Here is a 15,559-nt window from a genome sequence, read left to right as displayed (position 1 = left end):
GACTTATGACCCTCCGAGGAGGGCGCACGTGGGTTCAGTCGGACCGGCCCCGGCGGGCGAGATGGAGCAGACCCATGACGAGGAGCGCGACGCCGAGGAGCACGACTGCGGCCAGCAGCACCCGCGCGACGACGCCGGCCGCCGGCCAGGTCCCGCGGAGGCCGTCCACGACGAACCAGAGCCCGATCGCCACGACGGCCAGGCGGATCAGCCACCGCCGCGTCTGCGGATCGGCGCCGCCCCGTCCGGGCTCGTCCTCCGGGGTCACGGCTCCTCCTCCAGGACACGGGTCGCCGACCTGCGCCGATCATGACAGCCGGCGAGGGCGTCACCCGCGTCACCTCGGTCCGCCCGCCCCTCGCACCGAGGCCCGGGGCCCGGGGCCGAGCGAACGGCGCCCGTCGCCGGGGGTCGCGCCGGGCCGCGCAACGGCGGACGCCGCCGGGGCGGGTGCCCCGACGGCGTCGGCTGGTCCTGCTGTGAAGGTGTGGAGCTGAGGGGAGTTGAACCCCTGACCCCCTCGATGCGAACGAGGTGCGCTACCGGACTGCGCCACAGCCCCTTCGGGAGCGAGTTTACCGAACAGGCTCTCCAGCGCCAGCACCGGGTGGCCCTCCTGCACGGCGCCCACCCCCGCCGTGCGGTGGGCGCCGTGCAGGAGGGTCCGCCGTCAGCCGTTGGCCACCCGACGGGGCTGGTACTCGTCGATGTCGGCGAAGCCGATGTCGTCGTCGTCCAGGCCCACCACGGCGCTGTGCTGCCAGCCGGCCGGGGCCGGCGTGCGCGCGACCACCCGCCTGCCGATCGGGAAGGCGTGCACCGGCGCCAGCGGCAGGCTGGGGTGCGGCAGCTCCGGCAGGGCCTCGTGGGCCACCGTCTCGTGGACGGCCGGCTCCTCGCGCTGCGCGGGAGCCGGCCGCGCGGTCGAGGGCCGCATCGCCGCCCGGGCCGCCGCACGCGCAGCGCGGCGCGCGGCCAGCCGCTCGCGGCGGGCGACCTTGCGCAGCACCAGCACGTAACCGACGACGGCGGCGTCGAACAGCCCCTGCGCCATCCACAGCCAGGGGCTGTAGACCAGCGCCCCGACGAGGGCCAACACGGCCAGGGCCACCAGGCCCGCCAGGGTGCGACGCCGGAGGGCGTGCACGTCCACCTGCAGCTCACCACTGGTGCGCAGCAGCTCCCGGTCGATGGACACCCGCTCCGTGTCGGCGTGGACGACGGGGTCCACCGTCCGACGGCGCTGCAGCGTCCGACCGGAGTCGGCCAGTCCCACCCGGCCGGGGTGCGCGTCGCCGCGGGTCACCACCATCGGCACCAGCACGACGAACCACAGCACGACCAGAGCGGCCAAGAGCACGCCCGATCCCATCCGAACACCACCTGTCACATGAGTCACTCGCGAGAGGGAGGTTATGCAGCAAGGGCGGCGCGGGGCGGGAGGCGCGCGGTGTGTCGCCGATGTCTTCGTGTGGCCGATGTGACGACTGGGGCGTGTCGCCCGCGTCCTCCGCAGGCGGGGGCGCTCAGCCTGGTACTCGCCGCTGCCAGTGCGCGAGCACGCCGCCGGGCAGGTCCTCGGCCAGCAGCGCGTAGGAGAGGTGGTCGCGCCAGTCGCCGTCGATGTCGAGATAGCGGCGCAGCAGTCCCTCGCGCTGGAAGGCCAGGCGCTCCACCAGGCGCTGGCTGGGCAGGTTCTCGGGGCGGATGTCGGCCTCGACCCGGTGCAGCCCCACCGCGCCGAACGCGTGGTCGCACACCAGCGCCACGGCGAGCGACGCCATGCCCCGGCCGGCGACCGACCGGTCGACCCAGTAGCCCAGGTACCCCGACCGCAGCGCGCCGCGGACGATGTTGTCCAGCGTCACCTGGCCGGCCAGCCGGCCCTCCACCCGCAGGGCGAATGGCAGGGAGGTGCCCAGCCGCGCCCGCCGGGCGACGACGCGGCGCATCGAGCGGTAGGCCGCCGGCGAGTGCCGCGCCCGCCACGGGAGCCCGTCGGAGGGCTCCCACGGACTCAGCCAGTCCTCGTTGGCCAGCCGCAGCCGGCTCCACTCGGCCGCGTCCCGCCGCCGCAGCGGGTGCAGTTCCACCGGACCCCAGGACAGCCGCGCCGGCCAGCCGGGGTGCGAGACGGCTTCCAGCTCAGCCGCCCAGGAGGAGTGGCATCACGGTGACCAGCCCGCCGGCGGCCACCTCGGTGACGTCCTCGTCCACGACGATGAGGCAGTTCGCCCGCGCCATCCGCGCCAGCAGGGCGTCGGTGCCGTCCCCCACCGGCTCGACGACGTAGCCGCCGTCGGGATGGCGCATCACGGTGCCATGGAGGTACTGGCGGTAGCCCAGCGGGGAGATCAGCTGCTGGCCGGCGACCGCCTGCACCGTGCGGCGGAACAGCTGGCGCTTGCCCAGCATGAGCCGGATCGCCGGGCGCACGAACACCTCGAACGCGACCAGCGCCGCCACCGGCTCGCCGGGGACGCAGATGACCGGGATGGCGTCGCGGCCCAGGCGGCCGAAGCCCTGCGCCGGACCCGGGTGCATCGTCACCTGGCGGAAGCGCATGTCGCCGAGCGCAGCGAGCGCCTCCTGCACCAGGTCGAAGCCGCCGCTGGCGAACGTGCCGGCGACGAGCACCAGGTCGCTGCGCAGCAGCTGGCTCTCCAGCACCTCGCTCAGGCGCCGGGGGTCGCTGGGCAGGATGCCCGACCGGTAGGCCTCGGCCCCGGCGTCGCGAGCCGCTGCCGCCAGCGCGTAGCTGTTGACGTCGACGACCTGGCCTGGCGCCGGCACCGTCCCGATGTCGACCAGCTCGCTGCCGGCGCTGAGCACGGCGATGCGGGGCCGCGGGCGGACGAGGACGCGCTCCCGGCCGACGGCGGCCAGCAGGCTGATCTGCGCCGGCCCGATCGGTGTACCCACCTGCACCGCGGGGTCGCCGGGCGCGACGTCGTCCCCCGTGCGGCGGACGTAGCTGCCGGCCGGCGGCCCGGCCTGGACGGCGACCCGCACGGTCCCCTGGTCGGTCCACACCGCCGGCACGACCACGTCGGCGCCCGCGGGCAGCATCGACCCGGCGGCCACCTTGAGCGCGAGTCCCGGGCCGATCGACGACGGCGCGCCCGCTCCCGCCACGCTCTCCCCCACGACGGCCAGCTCGACCGGCGCCTGCGGGGTCGCGCCGGCGACGTCGTCGGCCCGGACGGCGTACCCGTCGAGCGCGGCCTGGTCGAAGGCCGGCAGCGCTCGCTGGCTGGAGACCTCCTCCGCGCACAGCAGGCCCTGGGCGTCGAGGACGGCGAGCTCGATGGGGTGCGGCTGCGGAACCGCCGCGAGGATCTCGTCCAGGTGCCGCTCGACGGTGCAGAAGTGCGCCAGCGGCATCGACTCTGCGGCGGGGAGCGGGATCGGGCCCTCGGCGGCGGCCCGCGGGGACCGCTCCGGAGCGGCTGCCGCCTGCACGGGCGTCGGGGTGACCACGCGGGCACCCCGCATCGCCAGCGGGCCGGTGGCCCGGGGCGGCGCTCCGTCACGGGCGCGCGGGTCCAGCGCCATCGGCATGTCGACCTGCGCGGTGTCCCGGTATCCCCGGTACGCCCCGCCAGTGCCTTCCACGCCGTCGTCCTGACCGTTCATCCTCACCACCGTCGCTCCACCGTGCCGTCGGCCGGTCGCCGGCCCGCGCGGCACCTGCGGTCCCTCGAGGAGGTCGCGCGGGTGCCCCGGGGCCCGATGGTGCCCCCGCCGCGCCCGGTCAGGACGACGACGCGCCCTCCGCAGGCAGGTCGCCGACGAACTCGTGCAGCCAGACGCGCAGCGGCGGCCCCAGGTCGTCGCGCTCGCTGGCCAGCCGGATCACCGCCTTGAGGTAGTCCAGCCGGTCACCGGTGTCGTAGCGCCGGCCGCTGAAGACGACGCCGTGCACGGGCTCCCCGCGCGCCACGAGCGTCGCCAGGGCGTCGGTCAGCTGGATCTCCCCGCCGCGGCCCGGCGGGGTCTCGCGGAGCACCTCGAAGACCCTCGGGGCCAGCACGTACCGGCCGATGATGGCCAGGCTGCTCGGCGCCTCGTCGACCGGCGGCTTCTCGACCAGGCCGGTCACCCGCACCACCTCGTCGCCCTCGACGACCTGGTGTCCACCGGGCTCGACCGCGACCGCGCCGTACTTGTCGATGTTCTCCCGGCCGACGTCGAGCAGCGCGATCACCGATCCGCCGTGCTCGGCCTGGACGGCGAGCATGTGCTCGAGCAGGTGGTCGCGCGCGTCGATCAGGTCGTCGCCGAGCAGCACCGCGAACGGCTCGTCCCCCACGAACGCCGCCGCTTGGAGCACCGCGTGGCCCAGCCCCTTGGCCTCGCCCTGCCGGACGAAGTGCACCTGGGCCACCTCGGTCGAGGCCTGCACGGCCGCCACCCGGTCGGCGTCGCCCTTCTTCTCCAGCGCCGCCTCCAGCTCGGGGTGCCGGTCGAAGTGGTCCTCGATGGCCGCCTTGTTCCGGCCGGTCACCATCAGCACCTCGGGCAGCCCGGCGCGCGCGGCCTCCTCGACGATGTACTCCAGGGCCGGCCGATCGACGACCGGCAGCAGCTCCTTGGGCACGGCCTTAGTCGCGGGCAGGAAGCGGGTGCCCATGCCGGCGACGGGGATGACGGCCTTGCGTGCCGGGCGAGCGGAAGGGCTGGACATGGCGGCAGCCTAGCTAGCCTGCCGCAGTGACCACCGTGCCCGACGTCGGTGCAGCCAAGTCCGCGCTGCGCGCCCGCCACCTCGCCCGGCGCCGCGCGCGACCGCAGGCCGAGCGGGATGCGGCCGCGGCCGCGGTGGCCGCGGCGCTGCTGCACGGACTGTGCGGCACGCGGGTCTTCGCCGCCTTCGTCCCCGACCCCGAGGAGCCCGGGCACGGCCGGCTGCCGGCCGCCTTCACCCAGCTGGGTGCCCGGGTGCTCCTGCCCGTCGTGCCCGGCGAGGGCGCCGAGCTGGGCTGGGCGGTGGACACCGGTCGTCTGGCGCCGGGGCGGTTCGGCCTGCTCGAGCCGGTCGGGCCGCGGCTGGGGCCCACCGCCATCGGAACGGCCGACGTCGTCGTCGTGCCCGCGCTGGCGGTGTCCCGGGACGGCGTCCGGCTGGGCCGGGGCGGCGGCTACTACGACCGGGCGCTGCTGCACGTGCGTCCCGACGCCGTGGTGGTCGCGGTGGTCTTCGACGACGAGCTGCTCGCCGAGCTCCCGGCGGAGCCACACGACCAGCGGGTCACCGCGGTGGTGACGCCGTCGGGCGGGTGGCAGCAACTCACGAAGCCGTGAGACGAGCCCTTGACCAGCAGTACTCGTCAGTCACTGCCAGAGTGTGATCATGCGCACTGCCGATGCCGTGGGAGGCCACCGTGTCCCCTGAGATCGTCACCATCATCGCGCTGGTCGTCATCTTCGCGATCGCCACGGTGCTGCCCATCAACATGGGTGCCCTGGCGTTCGTGGCGGCCTTCGTGGTGGGCACCCTCTCGGTGGGGCTGACCACCGACGAGATCCTCGGCGGCTTCCCCGCCGAACTCGTGCTGACGCTGATCGGCGTCACCTACTTGTTCGCGATAGCCCAGAACAACGGAACCGTGGACCTCCTCGTGCGGGGCGCGGTCCGGATGGTCGGCGGCCACGTCGCCGCGATCCCGTGGATCATGTTCTTCGTCACCGCGCTGCTGACCGCGATCGGTGCGCTGTCCCCCGCCGCCGTCGCCATCATCGCCCCCATCGCGCTGGGGTTCGCCGCGCGGCACGGGATCAACCCGCTGCTCATGGGCATGATGGTGATCCACGGCGCCCAGGGCGGCGGCTTCTCGCCGATCAGCGTCTACGGGGTCACGGTCAACACGATCGTCGACGACGAGGGGCTGCCGGGCAGCCCGCTGGCGGTCTTCCTGAGCAGCCTGTTCTTCAACCTGGCGATCGCGCTGGCTCTCTTCTTCCTGCTCGGCGGCCGCAAGCTCATCGGTCGGAAGGTGACCGTCGAGGAGGACCTGCGCGAGGAGGCGCACGCCGAGCGGGCGACGGTCAGCGGCGGCGGGAGCGGCACGGAGGTCCGCGGCCACGGCGCGGCGCCGGGCCCGGCCGTCGGCGGTGGCCGCGCCGGGAACGGCGACGCTCACCCGGACGCACCGCAACGGATCACGTTCGAGCAGATCATGACCCTGGTCGGCCTGGCCGTGCTCGCGATCCTGGCGCTGGTCTTCGACCTCGACATCGGCTTCGTCGCGATCAGCGTCGCCGTCGTCCTGGCGCTGTTCTCGGCGGCGAAGCACAAGGGGGCGGTCAGCCAGATCAGCTGGTCGACCGTGCTGCTCATCGCCGGCGTGCTGACCTTCGTCTTCGTGCTCCAGGAGGCCGGCACGATCGACTACGTCGGCGAGGCCGTCACCGGGCTCGGCGTTCCGCTGGTGGTCGCGCTGCTGCTCTGCTACATCGGCGGCATCGTGTCGGCCTTCGCGTCGTCGACGGCGATCATCGGCGTCGCGATCTCCCTCGCGGTGCCGTTCCTCCTGGCCGGCGACATCGCGGCGGTGGGGGTCATCGTCGCCCTGTCGGTGGCGAGCACGATCGTCGACGTGAGTCCGTTCTCCACCAACGGCGCGCTGGTCCTGGCCGCCGCGCAGGACGTCGACAAGGACCGGTTCTACAAGCAGATCCTGGGCTACGCCGCGATCGTCGTCGCCGTCGGGCCGTTGCTGGCCTGGCTGGTGTTCGTCGTCCCCGGCTGGCTGTGAGCGGACGGAGGCCACCGTGACAGAGCTCGCGAGGGCACGCGAAGACACAGCAGCCTCGCTCACGAGAACGACGAGCGTCAGCGAGGAGAACTCGTGAGCGGACCACTCGACGGCGTGCTCGTCGTCGACCTGACCCGTGCCCTCGCCGGACCGCACGCGGCGATGATGCTCGGCGACCTCGGCGCCCGGGTGATCAAGGTGGAGAACCCCGGCAGCGGCGACGACACCCGTGGCTGGGGGCCGCCGTTCGTCCAGCCTCCAGGCTCACCCGACCCGTCCCACCGCGAGTCGACGTACTTCCTGTCGACGAACAAGAACAAGGAGTCGATCACCCTCGATCTCAAGGACGAGGCGGACAAGGCCGTCCTGACCGAGCTGCTCCGCCGGGCGGACGTGCTGATGGAGAACTTCCGGCCCGGCACCCTGGCCCGCCTCGGATTCGGCACCGAGGTCCTCGCCGAGCTCAACCCGCGGCTGGTCACGCTGGCGATCAGCGGCTTCGGCCACGACGGGCCGGAGGGCGGCCGTGCCGGCTACGACCAGATCGCCCAGGGCGAGGGCGGGCTCATGTCCCTCACCGGGTCCGGCCCGGACGACCCGCAGCGGGTCGGCGTCCCCATCGGCGACCTGCTGGCCGGCATGTACGGCGCCTACGGCGTGCTGGCCGCGCTGATGGAGCGCCAGCGCACCGGCCGGGGCCAGGTCGTGCGCACCTCGCTGCTCGCCGCGATCGTCGGCGTGCACGCCTTCCAGGGCACCGCGTGGACGGTGGCCGGCCAGGTCGGCCGCGCGCAGGGCAACCACCACCCGTCGATCGTTCCGTACGGGCTCTTCCACTGCGCCGGCGGCAGCGTTCAGCTGTCCTGCGGCAGCGAGGGCCTGTGGCGCAAGCTCTGCGACGAGTTCGGGTTCGACCCCGAGGCCCCGGGGATGGCCACCAACGGCGAGCGCGTCGGCAACCGGCAGCGGGTGATCGCGATGCTGGAGGAGGCGTTCGCCGGGATCTCCCCGGAGGACCTGCTCGCGAGGCTCGCCGCCGCCGGAATCCCGGCCGGGAAGGTCCGCACCATCGACGAGGTCTACACCTGGGACCAGACTCTCTCCCAGGGCCTGCTGATCGACGTCGAGCACGCCACCCTGGGGAGGATCTCCCTGCCGGGCCCGCCGCTGCGGTTCTTCGCCCCCGGTCCCGACGGCGAGACCGAGACCACCCGCCGCGACCACGCCGCACCACCCGTGCTCGGCGCCGACGGCGACGCCATCCGCGCGTGGCTGTCGGCCGGGGCCGGGGTTCCGCAGCCCGCCAGTGACGACGTGGAGGACGGCCACCCCACATGAGCGGCAGACCGCCCCGGCTCGACGCCCGCTCGCTGCGCGACCTCGTCCTGGACGCCGGGTCCTGGAAGTCCTGGGACGCCCCGGTACCGCCCCGCGAGGTCGACGACGAGTACGCGCGCGAGCTGGCCGAGGCCGCCGAGAGGTCGCGGCAGGACGAGTCGATCATCACCGGCGAGGGCAGGCTGCGCGGCCGCCGGGTCGCCGTCGTCGCCGGGGAGTTCGGCTTCCTCGCCGGATCGATCGGGATCGCCGCCGCCGAGCGGCTGATCGCCGCCGTGGAGCGGGCCACCGACGAGGGGCTGCCCCTGCTGGCCGCGCCGGTCTCGGGCGGAACCCGCATGCAGGAGGGGACGGTCGCCTTCCTGCAGATGATCGGCATCACCGCGGCGATCGCCCGGCACAAGCAGGCGGGACTCCCCTACCTGGTCTACCTGCGCAACCCCACGTTCGGCGGGGTGCTCGCCTCCTGGGGGTCGCTGGGCCACGTGACCATCGCCGAGCCCGGCGCCGCCGTCGGGTTCCTGGGGGCGCGGGTCTACGAGGCGCTGTACGGCGAACCCTTCCCCGAGGGCGTGCAGACCGCCGAGAACCTGGCCGCGCACGGGGTGATCGACGCCGTCGTCCCCCACAAGGAGGTCGGTGAGGTCGCCGACCGGGCCCTGAGGGTGCTGGCCGCGCGGCAGACCTGGCACCGGGACGTCGCCGGCGCCGAGCCACCCCGGCCGGAGGACGGCACCGACGCCGACGACCCCGAGGACCACCGCAGCGCCTGGGAGGTCGTGACCGCGTCGCGGCGAGAGGACCGGCCGGGCGTGCGCCGCCTGCTCCGCACCGCGGCGACCGACATCGTGGGTCTGTCGGGCACCGGGGCCGGCGAGAAGGACCCCGGACTGCTGCTGGCGCTGGCCCGCTTCGGCGGCGCGCCGTGCGTCGTCCTCGGCCAGGACCGGCGAGGGCAGAGCCTGTCGGCCCCGCTGGGCCCGGCCGCCCTGCGGGAGGCCCGGCGCGGGATGCACCTGGCCGAGGAGTTGCGGCTGCCGCTGGTCACGCTCATCGACACCCCGGGCGCGGCGCTGTCCCGCGAGGCGGAGGAGGGCGGGCTGGCCGGGGAGATCGCCCGCTGCCTGCACGACATGGTGGTCCTCAGGGCGCCGACCCTGGCGGTGCTCCTGGGACAGGGCACCGGCGGCGGGGCACTGGCGCTCGTGCCCGCCGACCGGGTGCTGGCGGCGGCCAACGGCTGGCTCGGCCCGCTGCCGCCGGAGGGCGCGAGCGCGATCGTCCACCGGGACACCGCGCACGCCGGCGAGATGGCGCAGCACCAGGGCGTGCGGGCCACGGACCTGTGGCGAGCGGGCATCGTCGACCGGGTGGTCCCCGAGCGGCCGGACGCGGCCGACGAGCCCGTCGAGTTCTGCCGCCGACTGGGGCGGGTGCTCGGCGAGGAGCTGGCCGGCCTCCTGGGCCGTGACGACACCGAGCGCCACCGCAGCCGGCTGCACCGCTACCGGCACCTCGGCCGCTGAAAATGGACCCCGAGCAGGCTCGGGCCGGGGCCCTGGAGGGGGCCGCTAGTCGGTCCCGGGGGCGTGCTCCACGCGCTGGCTGTGGTCGGGGTCGAGCTTCTCGGCGATGGCCTGCAGGGCGTCGCCGAGGACGCGGGTCTGCTCGGCGGTGAGCGGCCCGAAGACCGCCTCGCGGACGGCGTCGACGTGTCCTGGCGCCACCGCGACCACGACGTCCCAGCCGGCGTCGGTGAGCACGGCGACGTTGCCGCGCCCGTCCTCCGCAGCGCGCTCCCGGCGGACCCAGCCGCGGTCCTCGAGCCGCGCGACCGTATGCGAGAGCCGGCTCTGGGACTGGTTGGCGCGGCGCGCGAGGTCGCTCATGCGGCGGCTGCGGGTGGGTGATTCCGACAGCATCGCCAGGACGACGTAGGCGGCGTGGCTGATGCCGGCGTCCCGCTGGAGCTGGGCGTCGAGCGCCCGGGGCACCAGCTCCGACGCCGTGAGCCAGGCGCGCCAGGTCCGCTGCTGCTCGTCGTCGAGCCACCGATCCGCCACGGGCAGGACCGTACTGAAACCGGTCGCGGCGCGTGGGCTCCCACCCATGGTGCGTACCGGCAGGAGGACGCCGGACGCGACGGCTCTGCCGCGGCGGCCGGCGAGCGCACCTGCCCCCGCTCCCGTGGGTACCGTCCCCCCATGACCGGTGCCCAGCGCGGTGCGGGGAGCAGAGAGCACGCCTCGGATGCGCTGGGCGAGGTCATGACCCGCCTGGCACGGCGGTTGCAGGAGGAGCACGGCGACGTGGAGGCCACGTTGCGGGCCATCACCGCGTCGGCGGTGGCGACGGTGCCCCACGCGGAGGACTGCAGCATCATCTACGTGGTGGGCCGGTCGAGGATCGAGCCGCGGGCGGCGACCGGCGATCTCCCGGGAGACGTCGACGCTCTCCAGCAGCGGGTCGGGCAGGGGCCGTGCCTGGACGCCATCCACGAGCAGGACGTCGTCCGGGTCGACGACGTCGGCGCCGAGGACAGGTGGCCGGACTTCGCGAGGGAAGCGGCGACCCTGGGCGTCGGCAGCATGCTGTGCTACCGGCTGTTCGTCGAGGGCGACCGGCTGGGCGCCATGAACCTCTACGCCCGGACGGCGAGGGCCTTCGACGACGAGAGCGAGCAGATCGGCCAGATGCTGGCAGGCCACGCGGCCGTGGCCCTCGCCGGCGCGGAGCACGAGTACAACCTGCGCAGGGCGGTGGACAGCCGCGACGTCATCGGGCAGGCGAAGGGCATCCTGATGGAGCGGTACAAGATCACCGCGGACCAGGCGTTCGGCGTGCTGGCCCGCGCCTCCCAGGAACTCAACCGCAAGCTGGTCGACGTCGCGCACGAGCTCACCGACACGGGAGCGGTTCCCCGCCCGAGCCGCCGATAGGGCCGGGGCCCGGTCCTCCCCGCGGAGCGATCGCGACGGCGCTGCGGCCGACCCGGGAGCGATGGGGATGGCCGGTCACGATCCGGCGGCGGCCGGGGCTCGGTGCCGTACCGACCGGAGTCCTCGTGGCCGATCAGGGCTCCTGATCGGCGCGCGAATCGTGGCCGTGGCGGGGCGTCTGTGACGAGTCGTCGAGGAGCTTGTCCATGAGTCGCTGGAGACGGTCGTCGTCCCAGCCGTCCACGACCGCCGGTGCGGCCAGCGGGACGAAGTAGGACCGGTAGAGGTCCGTGAGGGCCTCGTTGAGGGCCTGCGCGAGGACGTCCTGCTGGAAGGTGTCCAGGGGCACCAGGCCCTGCAGGTAGCCGTCGAGATCGAAGGCGTCACCGGTGCCGCCCAGAGCCAGGTAGCGCAGCCACAGGTCCTGGACGCTCAGCTGGGCGCGGACCCGCGCGGCGTCCATCCGCCGGTAGCGCTCATCGCCGGTCATGGGGTGGTCAGCCGGCGGCGGGGCCGCTGTTGCGTGCGGTCACCGTGGCGAGCAGGGCGCGGGCCACGTCGTCGATGGCGCGGTCGGACCGGCGGGCGGTGGCGGCCAGGGTGGCGAAGGCGTCCTGCCGGCTGGCTGCCCCCCGGGCCAGGAGCACCCCGGTGGCCTGGGCGATGGCGTCCCGGATGGACAGGGCGTCGGTCAGCTGCCGGCTGAGCCGGCGGGCCTGCTGCAGGCTCTGGGTGTTGGCCAGCAGGATGGCGGCCTGCGCGGCGAGCAGGTGCATCACCTGCTCGTCGTGCGGGCCGTAGTTCATCGGGCGCTCGCAGTAGACCTTCATGGCGCCGATCGACTCCTCACCCACCAGCAGAGGGGCGCTGAGCACCGAGCGGACGCCCAGCCGGCTGACCGCCTCGTTCCACCTCGGCCAGCGCCCGTCGGAGGTGGTGTCGTCGATGCGCACCAGCTCCCGGGTGCGCCAGGCGGTCAGGCACGGCCCCTCGTCGAACTCGTACTGCAGAGCGTCGGCCTGCTCCGCCGCGTGGTTGGAGGCGGCCCTCGACCGTTTGCCGTGCTCGTCGACGACGGTGACGGCGGCCCCCAGCGTGCCGGCGGTGGCGGTCGCGGCCAGGGCGGTGACCAGCTGGAGGGCGGTGTCGACGGTCTCCCGGGACAGGATGAGCCCCGACATCTGGCTCAGCGCCCAGGTCAGGTCCACCGAGGGCGTGCCGCTCGACTCGTCGGGGCGGACCGGTGCCGGGTCCTGGGCGGGGGTGGTGGGGTCGGTCATCGGGGTTCCCGTTCGGAGGTGACTGTAGGCGTCCTGGGCGGCTGCTGGCAGGGGGTGATGGCGATGCGGGCCACGGGCGGGTGGAGGTCCGGCGGCATGCCGATCAGAGCTCCAGCTCGCCGGTGAGCACCAGGTGCTCGGCCAGATCCCGGACCTTGCGGTTGGTGCGCATCGAGACGGCGGTCAGCAGCCGGAAGGCCTCATCGGCGGTCACCTTGTACCGCTCCATCAGGATGCCCTTCGCCTGCTCGATCGCCGCCCGGGACGCCATCGCCGCCCGCAGGTTCTCCGCCTGATCGCGGGCCTCCTGCAAAGTTCTTACGTTGGTCAATACCACGGCGGCGTACGCGGCAAGCTCGGCTGCGGCGTGCCGGTGCTCGTCGGTGAAGGCACCGACGGCCGGTGAGTACACGTTCAGGCACGCGGCCAGCCCCACGGCGGGCACCGGCACCGCCAGCGAGCTCAGCGCACCGGACCGGAGGAAGGTCGTGATGTAGTCGGGCCAGCGGTCCTCCGTGCGGCCGTCGGTGATCTCGACGAACTGACCGCTCAGGGCAGCGTCGATGCAGGGGCCGTAGCCCTGCCCGTGCTGCGCCTCGTCCAGTTGCAAGGCCAACTCGCCAGTGAAGGCCGCGGTCGTGGTCTGCTGGTCGCGCATCAAGGTGATCGACGCCTCCGCCCCCGCGGGCATCACCTGCGTGACCAGGTTGACGATGCGCTCGAGCACCGACTGGAGGTTCTCCTCGGCCAGCACCAGCCGGGTGAGCTCGTCCCGCGCCGCCCGGGGGCCCGGGGTGCTCGGCCCGTCTCCCGAACCGGTCATCTGCCTCGCCCCCTCTGTTCCGGTCGGACCGGGAAGGCCTCCACCCGGGAGACGGCGGGACGTCGAACTCGTCGCGGGCCCGGTGCACGCGGGCGTCCGCTGGGCCTGGCGGACGGCCACCCGGGGCTGAGGCAAACAACGCCGACCACTGCCACCACTGGGCGCACTCGTCGGTCGCGGGCAGGTCCGGCGGTGGCTCGCTGTGCACGGTACCGGACAGTGCCCCCGAGAGAGACCCGAGCGCACGCCCCTGCGGTCCCCGTCTGCCACGATGGGGATACCCCGCACGCAGGAGCAGCCTCCGCCCGAGCACGGAGATCACGGACGCGGGATCACCATCCCCGCCGCAGGTCACGGTTCAGGCAGCACCGCACGGAGGAGCCCACTCGTGGCGATCGACCGCACCACCGCACACCGCAACACCGTCCTGGGTGGCCTGGACGAGGCTGCTCTCGCCCCACTGCTGCCGGATCTGTACGACGTGCCGCTGCCCCTGGGACGGGTGCTGCACGAGACCGGCGAGTCCATCACGGCCGTGTACTTCCCCCTCGTCGGCGTCGTGTCCGTCCTCGCCGACCTGGGCGCCGACCAGGTCGTGGAGACCGCCACCGTCGGCCGAGAGGGCATGGTGGGCCTCTCGGTGTTCCTCGGCGTCGACACCCCGACCGAGCGCTCCCTGGTCCAGGTACCCGGCCGGGCGCTGACCATGAGCGCCGAGGACCTTCGCGAGCACCTCGCCGACGCCGACGGCCCGCTGAGCGCCATGCTGCGCCGCTCGGCGCAGGCGATGTTCACCCAGCTGGCCCGCAACGCCGCCTGCAACCGGGTGCACAGCGTCCGCCAGCGCGCCGCCCGCTGGCTGCTGATGACCGCCGACCGGATGGACAGCCCCAGCTTTTCCCTCACCCAGCACTTCCTCGCCCAGATGCTGGCGGTCCGCCGCACCTCGGTCAGCGAGGTCGCCCAGGCACTGGCCGAGGACGGTTGCCTCACCTACACCCGCGGCACCATCACCATCACCGACCGGCCGCGCCTGCAGTCGCACGCCTGCAGCTGCTACGAGGCCATCCGCCGGGCCACCGACGCCGCACTGGCCACGCGGTGAGCGGGGACCTCTCGGGGAACGCCGCGCCGGCCGACGCGGTCGGTTACTGCCCGCCGCCCGACCAGGTCGGCGGCCGCCGACAGCCACCGGCCGCCTTCGCGCGCGGACGCCACCGCGATCTCGTGCGCCGGAGAGGTGACACTCGCCGACACGCGTGGACGGGACGCGTGCCGATGGCGCATCATTGGCAGTCGCCGGGCGAGAGTGCCAGCCCGGAGTCCGCGCAGCACCAGGGAGCCATCACCGTGCCCACGTACCAGTACGCCTGCACCAACCCCGACATCAAGCACGAGTTCGAGGTCGTGCAGTCGTTCAGCGACGCGCCGGTGAGCGAGTGCCCGGAGTGCGGAGCGCCGGTGCGCAAGGTCTACGGCTCGGTCGGCGTCGTCTTCAAGGGCTCGGGCTTCTACCGGACCGACAGCCGGAAGTCGTCCGCCGACAGTGGCTCGTCGGCGAACGGGTCCTCGAACGGGTCGTCGTCGTCCTCGCCGTCCAAGGAGAGCTCGTCCGCCTCCACCCCGGCCGCCAGCACCTCCTCGGGTGGGTCGAAGGCCGCCAGCTGACGACCTTCCCTCCGTCCACAGTCCGCCGGCCCGTCCACAACCTCGGGTAGCGGGCCCCGATCAGCGGCCGGCGGGGCCACGCTCGGGCGGTGCCGCGCTTCCGTCGTCCCCGTTCCCCGGTGCACACCGCCCGCCGGGCCGCCGCGGTACTGCTCGGGCTGCTCGCCCTGGTGCTGGCGCTGCGCCCGGGGCCGCCTGCCACCGGAGCGATGGCCCCGCCCACCGTCCCGGCGACGGTGGCGACCACCGATCTGGCCGCCGGGGCCGTGCTCACCGGCGCCGATCTCACCGTCGCCCGCTTCCCCGCCGGTCTCGTGCCGTCGGGGGTGGTGGCCGATCCCGGCACGCTGGTCGGCCGGGTGCTCGCCGGCGCGGTGCGCGCGGGTGAGCCCGTCACCGACGTCCGGCTGGTGGGTCCGGGGCTGACCGCCGCGCTGCCGGAGGGACAGGTCGCCGCGCCCGTCCGGCTGGCCGATCTCGGGGTGGCCGGGCTCGTCCACACCGGCGACCGGGTCGACGTCCTCGCCACCCCGCCGGACGCCGCCGTCGCCGAGGTCGTCGCCGGCTCCGCGCTGGTCCTCGCCACTCCACGGCCGGGAGCCGAGGGCGGTTCCCCCGCGGGCGGCCTGCTGGTCCTCGCCGTCGACCAGGGAACCGCGGCCCGGCTCGCCGCCACGTCGGCTTCGGCCACCCTGACCGTCAGCCTCCCGGCACGCTGAGCCGGGTGCAGCCCGCCGCCACGCCGATGTGGAT

Annotated in this window: 17 protein-coding genes and 1 tRNA gene; 8 read left to right on the top strand and 10 right to left on the bottom strand. The window is 74.3% G+C overall.

Annotated features, from left to right (window positions below; genetic code table 11):
- Positions 1 to 34 precede the first annotated feature (34 nt).
- The 6 genes from ACFSHS_RS09610 to ACFSHS_RS09585 all read right to left on the bottom strand — a co-directional run bounded on the left by ACFSHS_RS09610 (position 35) and on the right by ACFSHS_RS09585 (position 4,687).
- Complete coding sequence (locus ACFSHS_RS09610; protein ID WP_376874484.1) at positions 35 to 268, bottom strand: hypothetical protein; 234 nt, start codon at positions 266 to 268, stop codon at positions 35 to 37.
- Between the two features lie 220 nt (positions 269 to 488).
- Positions 489 to 562 (bottom strand) — tRNA-Ala (locus tag ACFSHS_RS09605).
- Positions 563 to 670: 108 nt separating this feature from the next.
- Complete coding sequence (gene sepX, locus ACFSHS_RS09600) at positions 671 to 1,372, bottom strand: divisome protein SepX/GlpR (protein ID WP_376874481.1); 702 nt, start codon at positions 1,370 to 1,372, stop codon at positions 671 to 673.
- A gap of 154 nt (positions 1,373 to 1,526) precedes the next feature.
- Positions 1,527 to 2,093 carry a GNAT family N-acetyltransferase gene (locus tag ACFSHS_RS09595; RefSeq protein ID WP_376874478.1) on the bottom strand — a complete coding sequence of 189 codons (567 nt, stop codon included), beginning with the start codon at positions 2,091 to 2,093 and terminating at the stop codon, positions 1,527 to 1,529.
- A gap of 52 nt (positions 2,094 to 2,145) precedes the next feature.
- Positions 2,146 to 3,615, bottom strand: a complete 1,470-nt coding sequence (gene glp, locus ACFSHS_RS09590; RefSeq protein ID WP_376874475.1) for a molybdotransferase-like divisome protein Glp — start codon at positions 3,613 to 3,615, stop codon at positions 2,146 to 2,148.
- A 139-nt stretch (positions 3,616 to 3,754) separates the two neighbouring features.
- Entirely contained in the window at positions 3,755 to 4,687 is a 933-nt protein-coding gene (locus ACFSHS_RS09585) for a UTP--glucose-1-phosphate uridylyltransferase (protein WP_376874472.1), read from the bottom strand.
- Between the two features lie 26 nt (positions 4,688 to 4,713).
- Here ACFSHS_RS09585 and ACFSHS_RS09580 point away from each other — a divergent pair, with 26 nt between their 5' ends.
- From ACFSHS_RS09580 to ACFSHS_RS09565, 4 genes are all read left to right on the top strand, one after another.
- A complete protein-coding gene (locus ACFSHS_RS09580; protein ID WP_376874469.1) occupies positions 4,714 to 5,304 on the top strand; it encodes a 5-formyltetrahydrofolate cyclo-ligase in 591 nt (196 codons plus the stop codon).
- An 80-nt stretch (positions 5,305 to 5,384) separates the two neighbouring features.
- A complete protein-coding gene (locus ACFSHS_RS09575; RefSeq protein WP_376874466.1) occupies positions 5,385 to 6,758 on the top strand; it encodes an SLC13 family permease in 1,374 nt (457 codons plus the stop codon).
- Between the two features lie 93 nt (positions 6,759 to 6,851).
- Positions 6,852 to 8,096 carry a CaiB/BaiF CoA transferase family protein gene (locus ACFSHS_RS09570; RefSeq protein WP_376874463.1) on the top strand — a complete coding sequence of 415 codons (1,245 nt, stop codon included), beginning with the start codon at positions 6,852 to 6,854 and terminating at the stop codon, positions 8,094 to 8,096.
- On the top strand, positions 8,093 to 9,622 hold the full coding sequence (locus ACFSHS_RS09565; RefSeq protein WP_376874461.1) for a carboxyl transferase domain-containing protein: 1,530 nt from the start codon (positions 8,093 to 8,095) through the stop codon (positions 9,620 to 9,622). Before ACFSHS_RS09570 ends, ACFSHS_RS09565 begins: the two co-directional genes overlap by 4 nt.
- A 45-nt stretch (positions 9,623 to 9,667) precedes the next feature.
- Here ACFSHS_RS09565 and ACFSHS_RS09560 read toward each other — a convergent pair whose 3' ends face one another.
- The gene (locus tag ACFSHS_RS09560) at positions 9,668 to 10,159 is read right to left on the bottom strand and encodes a MarR family winged helix-turn-helix transcriptional regulator (protein WP_376874459.1); all 492 of its coding nucleotides are present in this window, start codon (positions 10,157 to 10,159) and stop codon (positions 9,668 to 9,670) included.
- A 141-nt stretch (positions 10,160 to 10,300) separates the two neighbouring features.
- On the opposite strand from ACFSHS_RS09560, the gene ACFSHS_RS09555 reads away from it, so the two are divergent.
- Positions 10,301 to 11,035, top strand: a complete 735-nt coding sequence (locus tag ACFSHS_RS09555) for a GAF and ANTAR domain-containing protein (protein ID WP_376874457.1) — start codon at positions 10,301 to 10,303, stop codon at positions 11,033 to 11,035.
- A 133-nt stretch (positions 11,036 to 11,168) separates the two neighbouring features.
- Here the strand turns inward: ACFSHS_RS09555 and ACFSHS_RS09550 are convergent, their stop codons facing one another.
- The 3 genes from ACFSHS_RS09550 to ACFSHS_RS09540 form a co-directional block, all read right to left on the bottom strand.
- Entirely contained in the window at positions 11,169 to 11,525 is a 357-nt protein-coding gene (locus ACFSHS_RS09550) for a hypothetical protein (protein ID WP_376874455.1), read from the bottom strand.
- Positions 11,526 to 11,532: 7 nt separating this feature from the next.
- Positions 11,533 to 12,315: a GAF and ANTAR domain-containing protein gene (locus ACFSHS_RS09545; RefSeq protein ID WP_376874453.1), complete on the bottom strand. Its 783-nt coding sequence runs from the start codon at positions 12,313 to 12,315 to the stop codon at positions 11,533 to 11,535.
- Between the two features lie 103 nt (positions 12,316 to 12,418).
- Positions 12,419 to 13,138 (bottom strand): ANTAR domain-containing protein, encoded by a 720-nt coding sequence (locus ACFSHS_RS09540; protein ID WP_376874451.1) that lies wholly within the window; start codon positions 13,136 to 13,138, stop codon positions 12,419 to 12,421.
- Positions 13,139 to 13,526: 388 nt separating this feature from the next.
- On the opposite strand from ACFSHS_RS09540, the gene ACFSHS_RS09535 reads away from it, so the two are divergent.
- The 3 genes from ACFSHS_RS09535 to cpaB all read left to right on the top strand — a co-directional run bounded on the left by ACFSHS_RS09535 (position 13,527) and on the right by cpaB (position 15,525).
- Positions 13,527 to 14,243: a Crp/Fnr family transcriptional regulator gene (locus tag ACFSHS_RS09535; protein ID WP_376874449.1), complete on the top strand. Its 717-nt coding sequence runs from the start codon at positions 13,527 to 13,529 to the stop codon at positions 14,241 to 14,243.
- Between the two features lie 245 nt (positions 14,244 to 14,488).
- Positions 14,489 to 14,806, top strand: a complete 318-nt coding sequence (locus ACFSHS_RS09530; protein ID WP_376874447.1) for an FmdB family zinc ribbon protein — start codon at positions 14,489 to 14,491, stop codon at positions 14,804 to 14,806.
- An 89-nt stretch (positions 14,807 to 14,895) separates the two neighbouring features.
- Positions 14,896 to 15,525 (top strand): Flp pilus assembly protein CpaB, encoded by a 630-nt coding sequence (cpaB, locus tag ACFSHS_RS09525; protein ID WP_376874445.1) that lies wholly within the window; start codon positions 14,896 to 14,898, stop codon positions 15,523 to 15,525.
- Positions 15,526 to 15,559: the final 34 nt, after the last annotated feature.

Origin of the sequence: Blastococcus deserti (assembly GCF_042682525.1) — a bacterium.
In the GTDB taxonomy this organism is placed as follows: domain Bacteria; phylum Actinomycetota; class Actinomycetes; order Mycobacteriales; family Geodermatophilaceae; genus Blastococcus_B; species Blastococcus_B deserti.
Note: the sequence above shows the minus strand (reverse complement) of the source record. Positions and strands in the feature narration are given on the sequence as shown.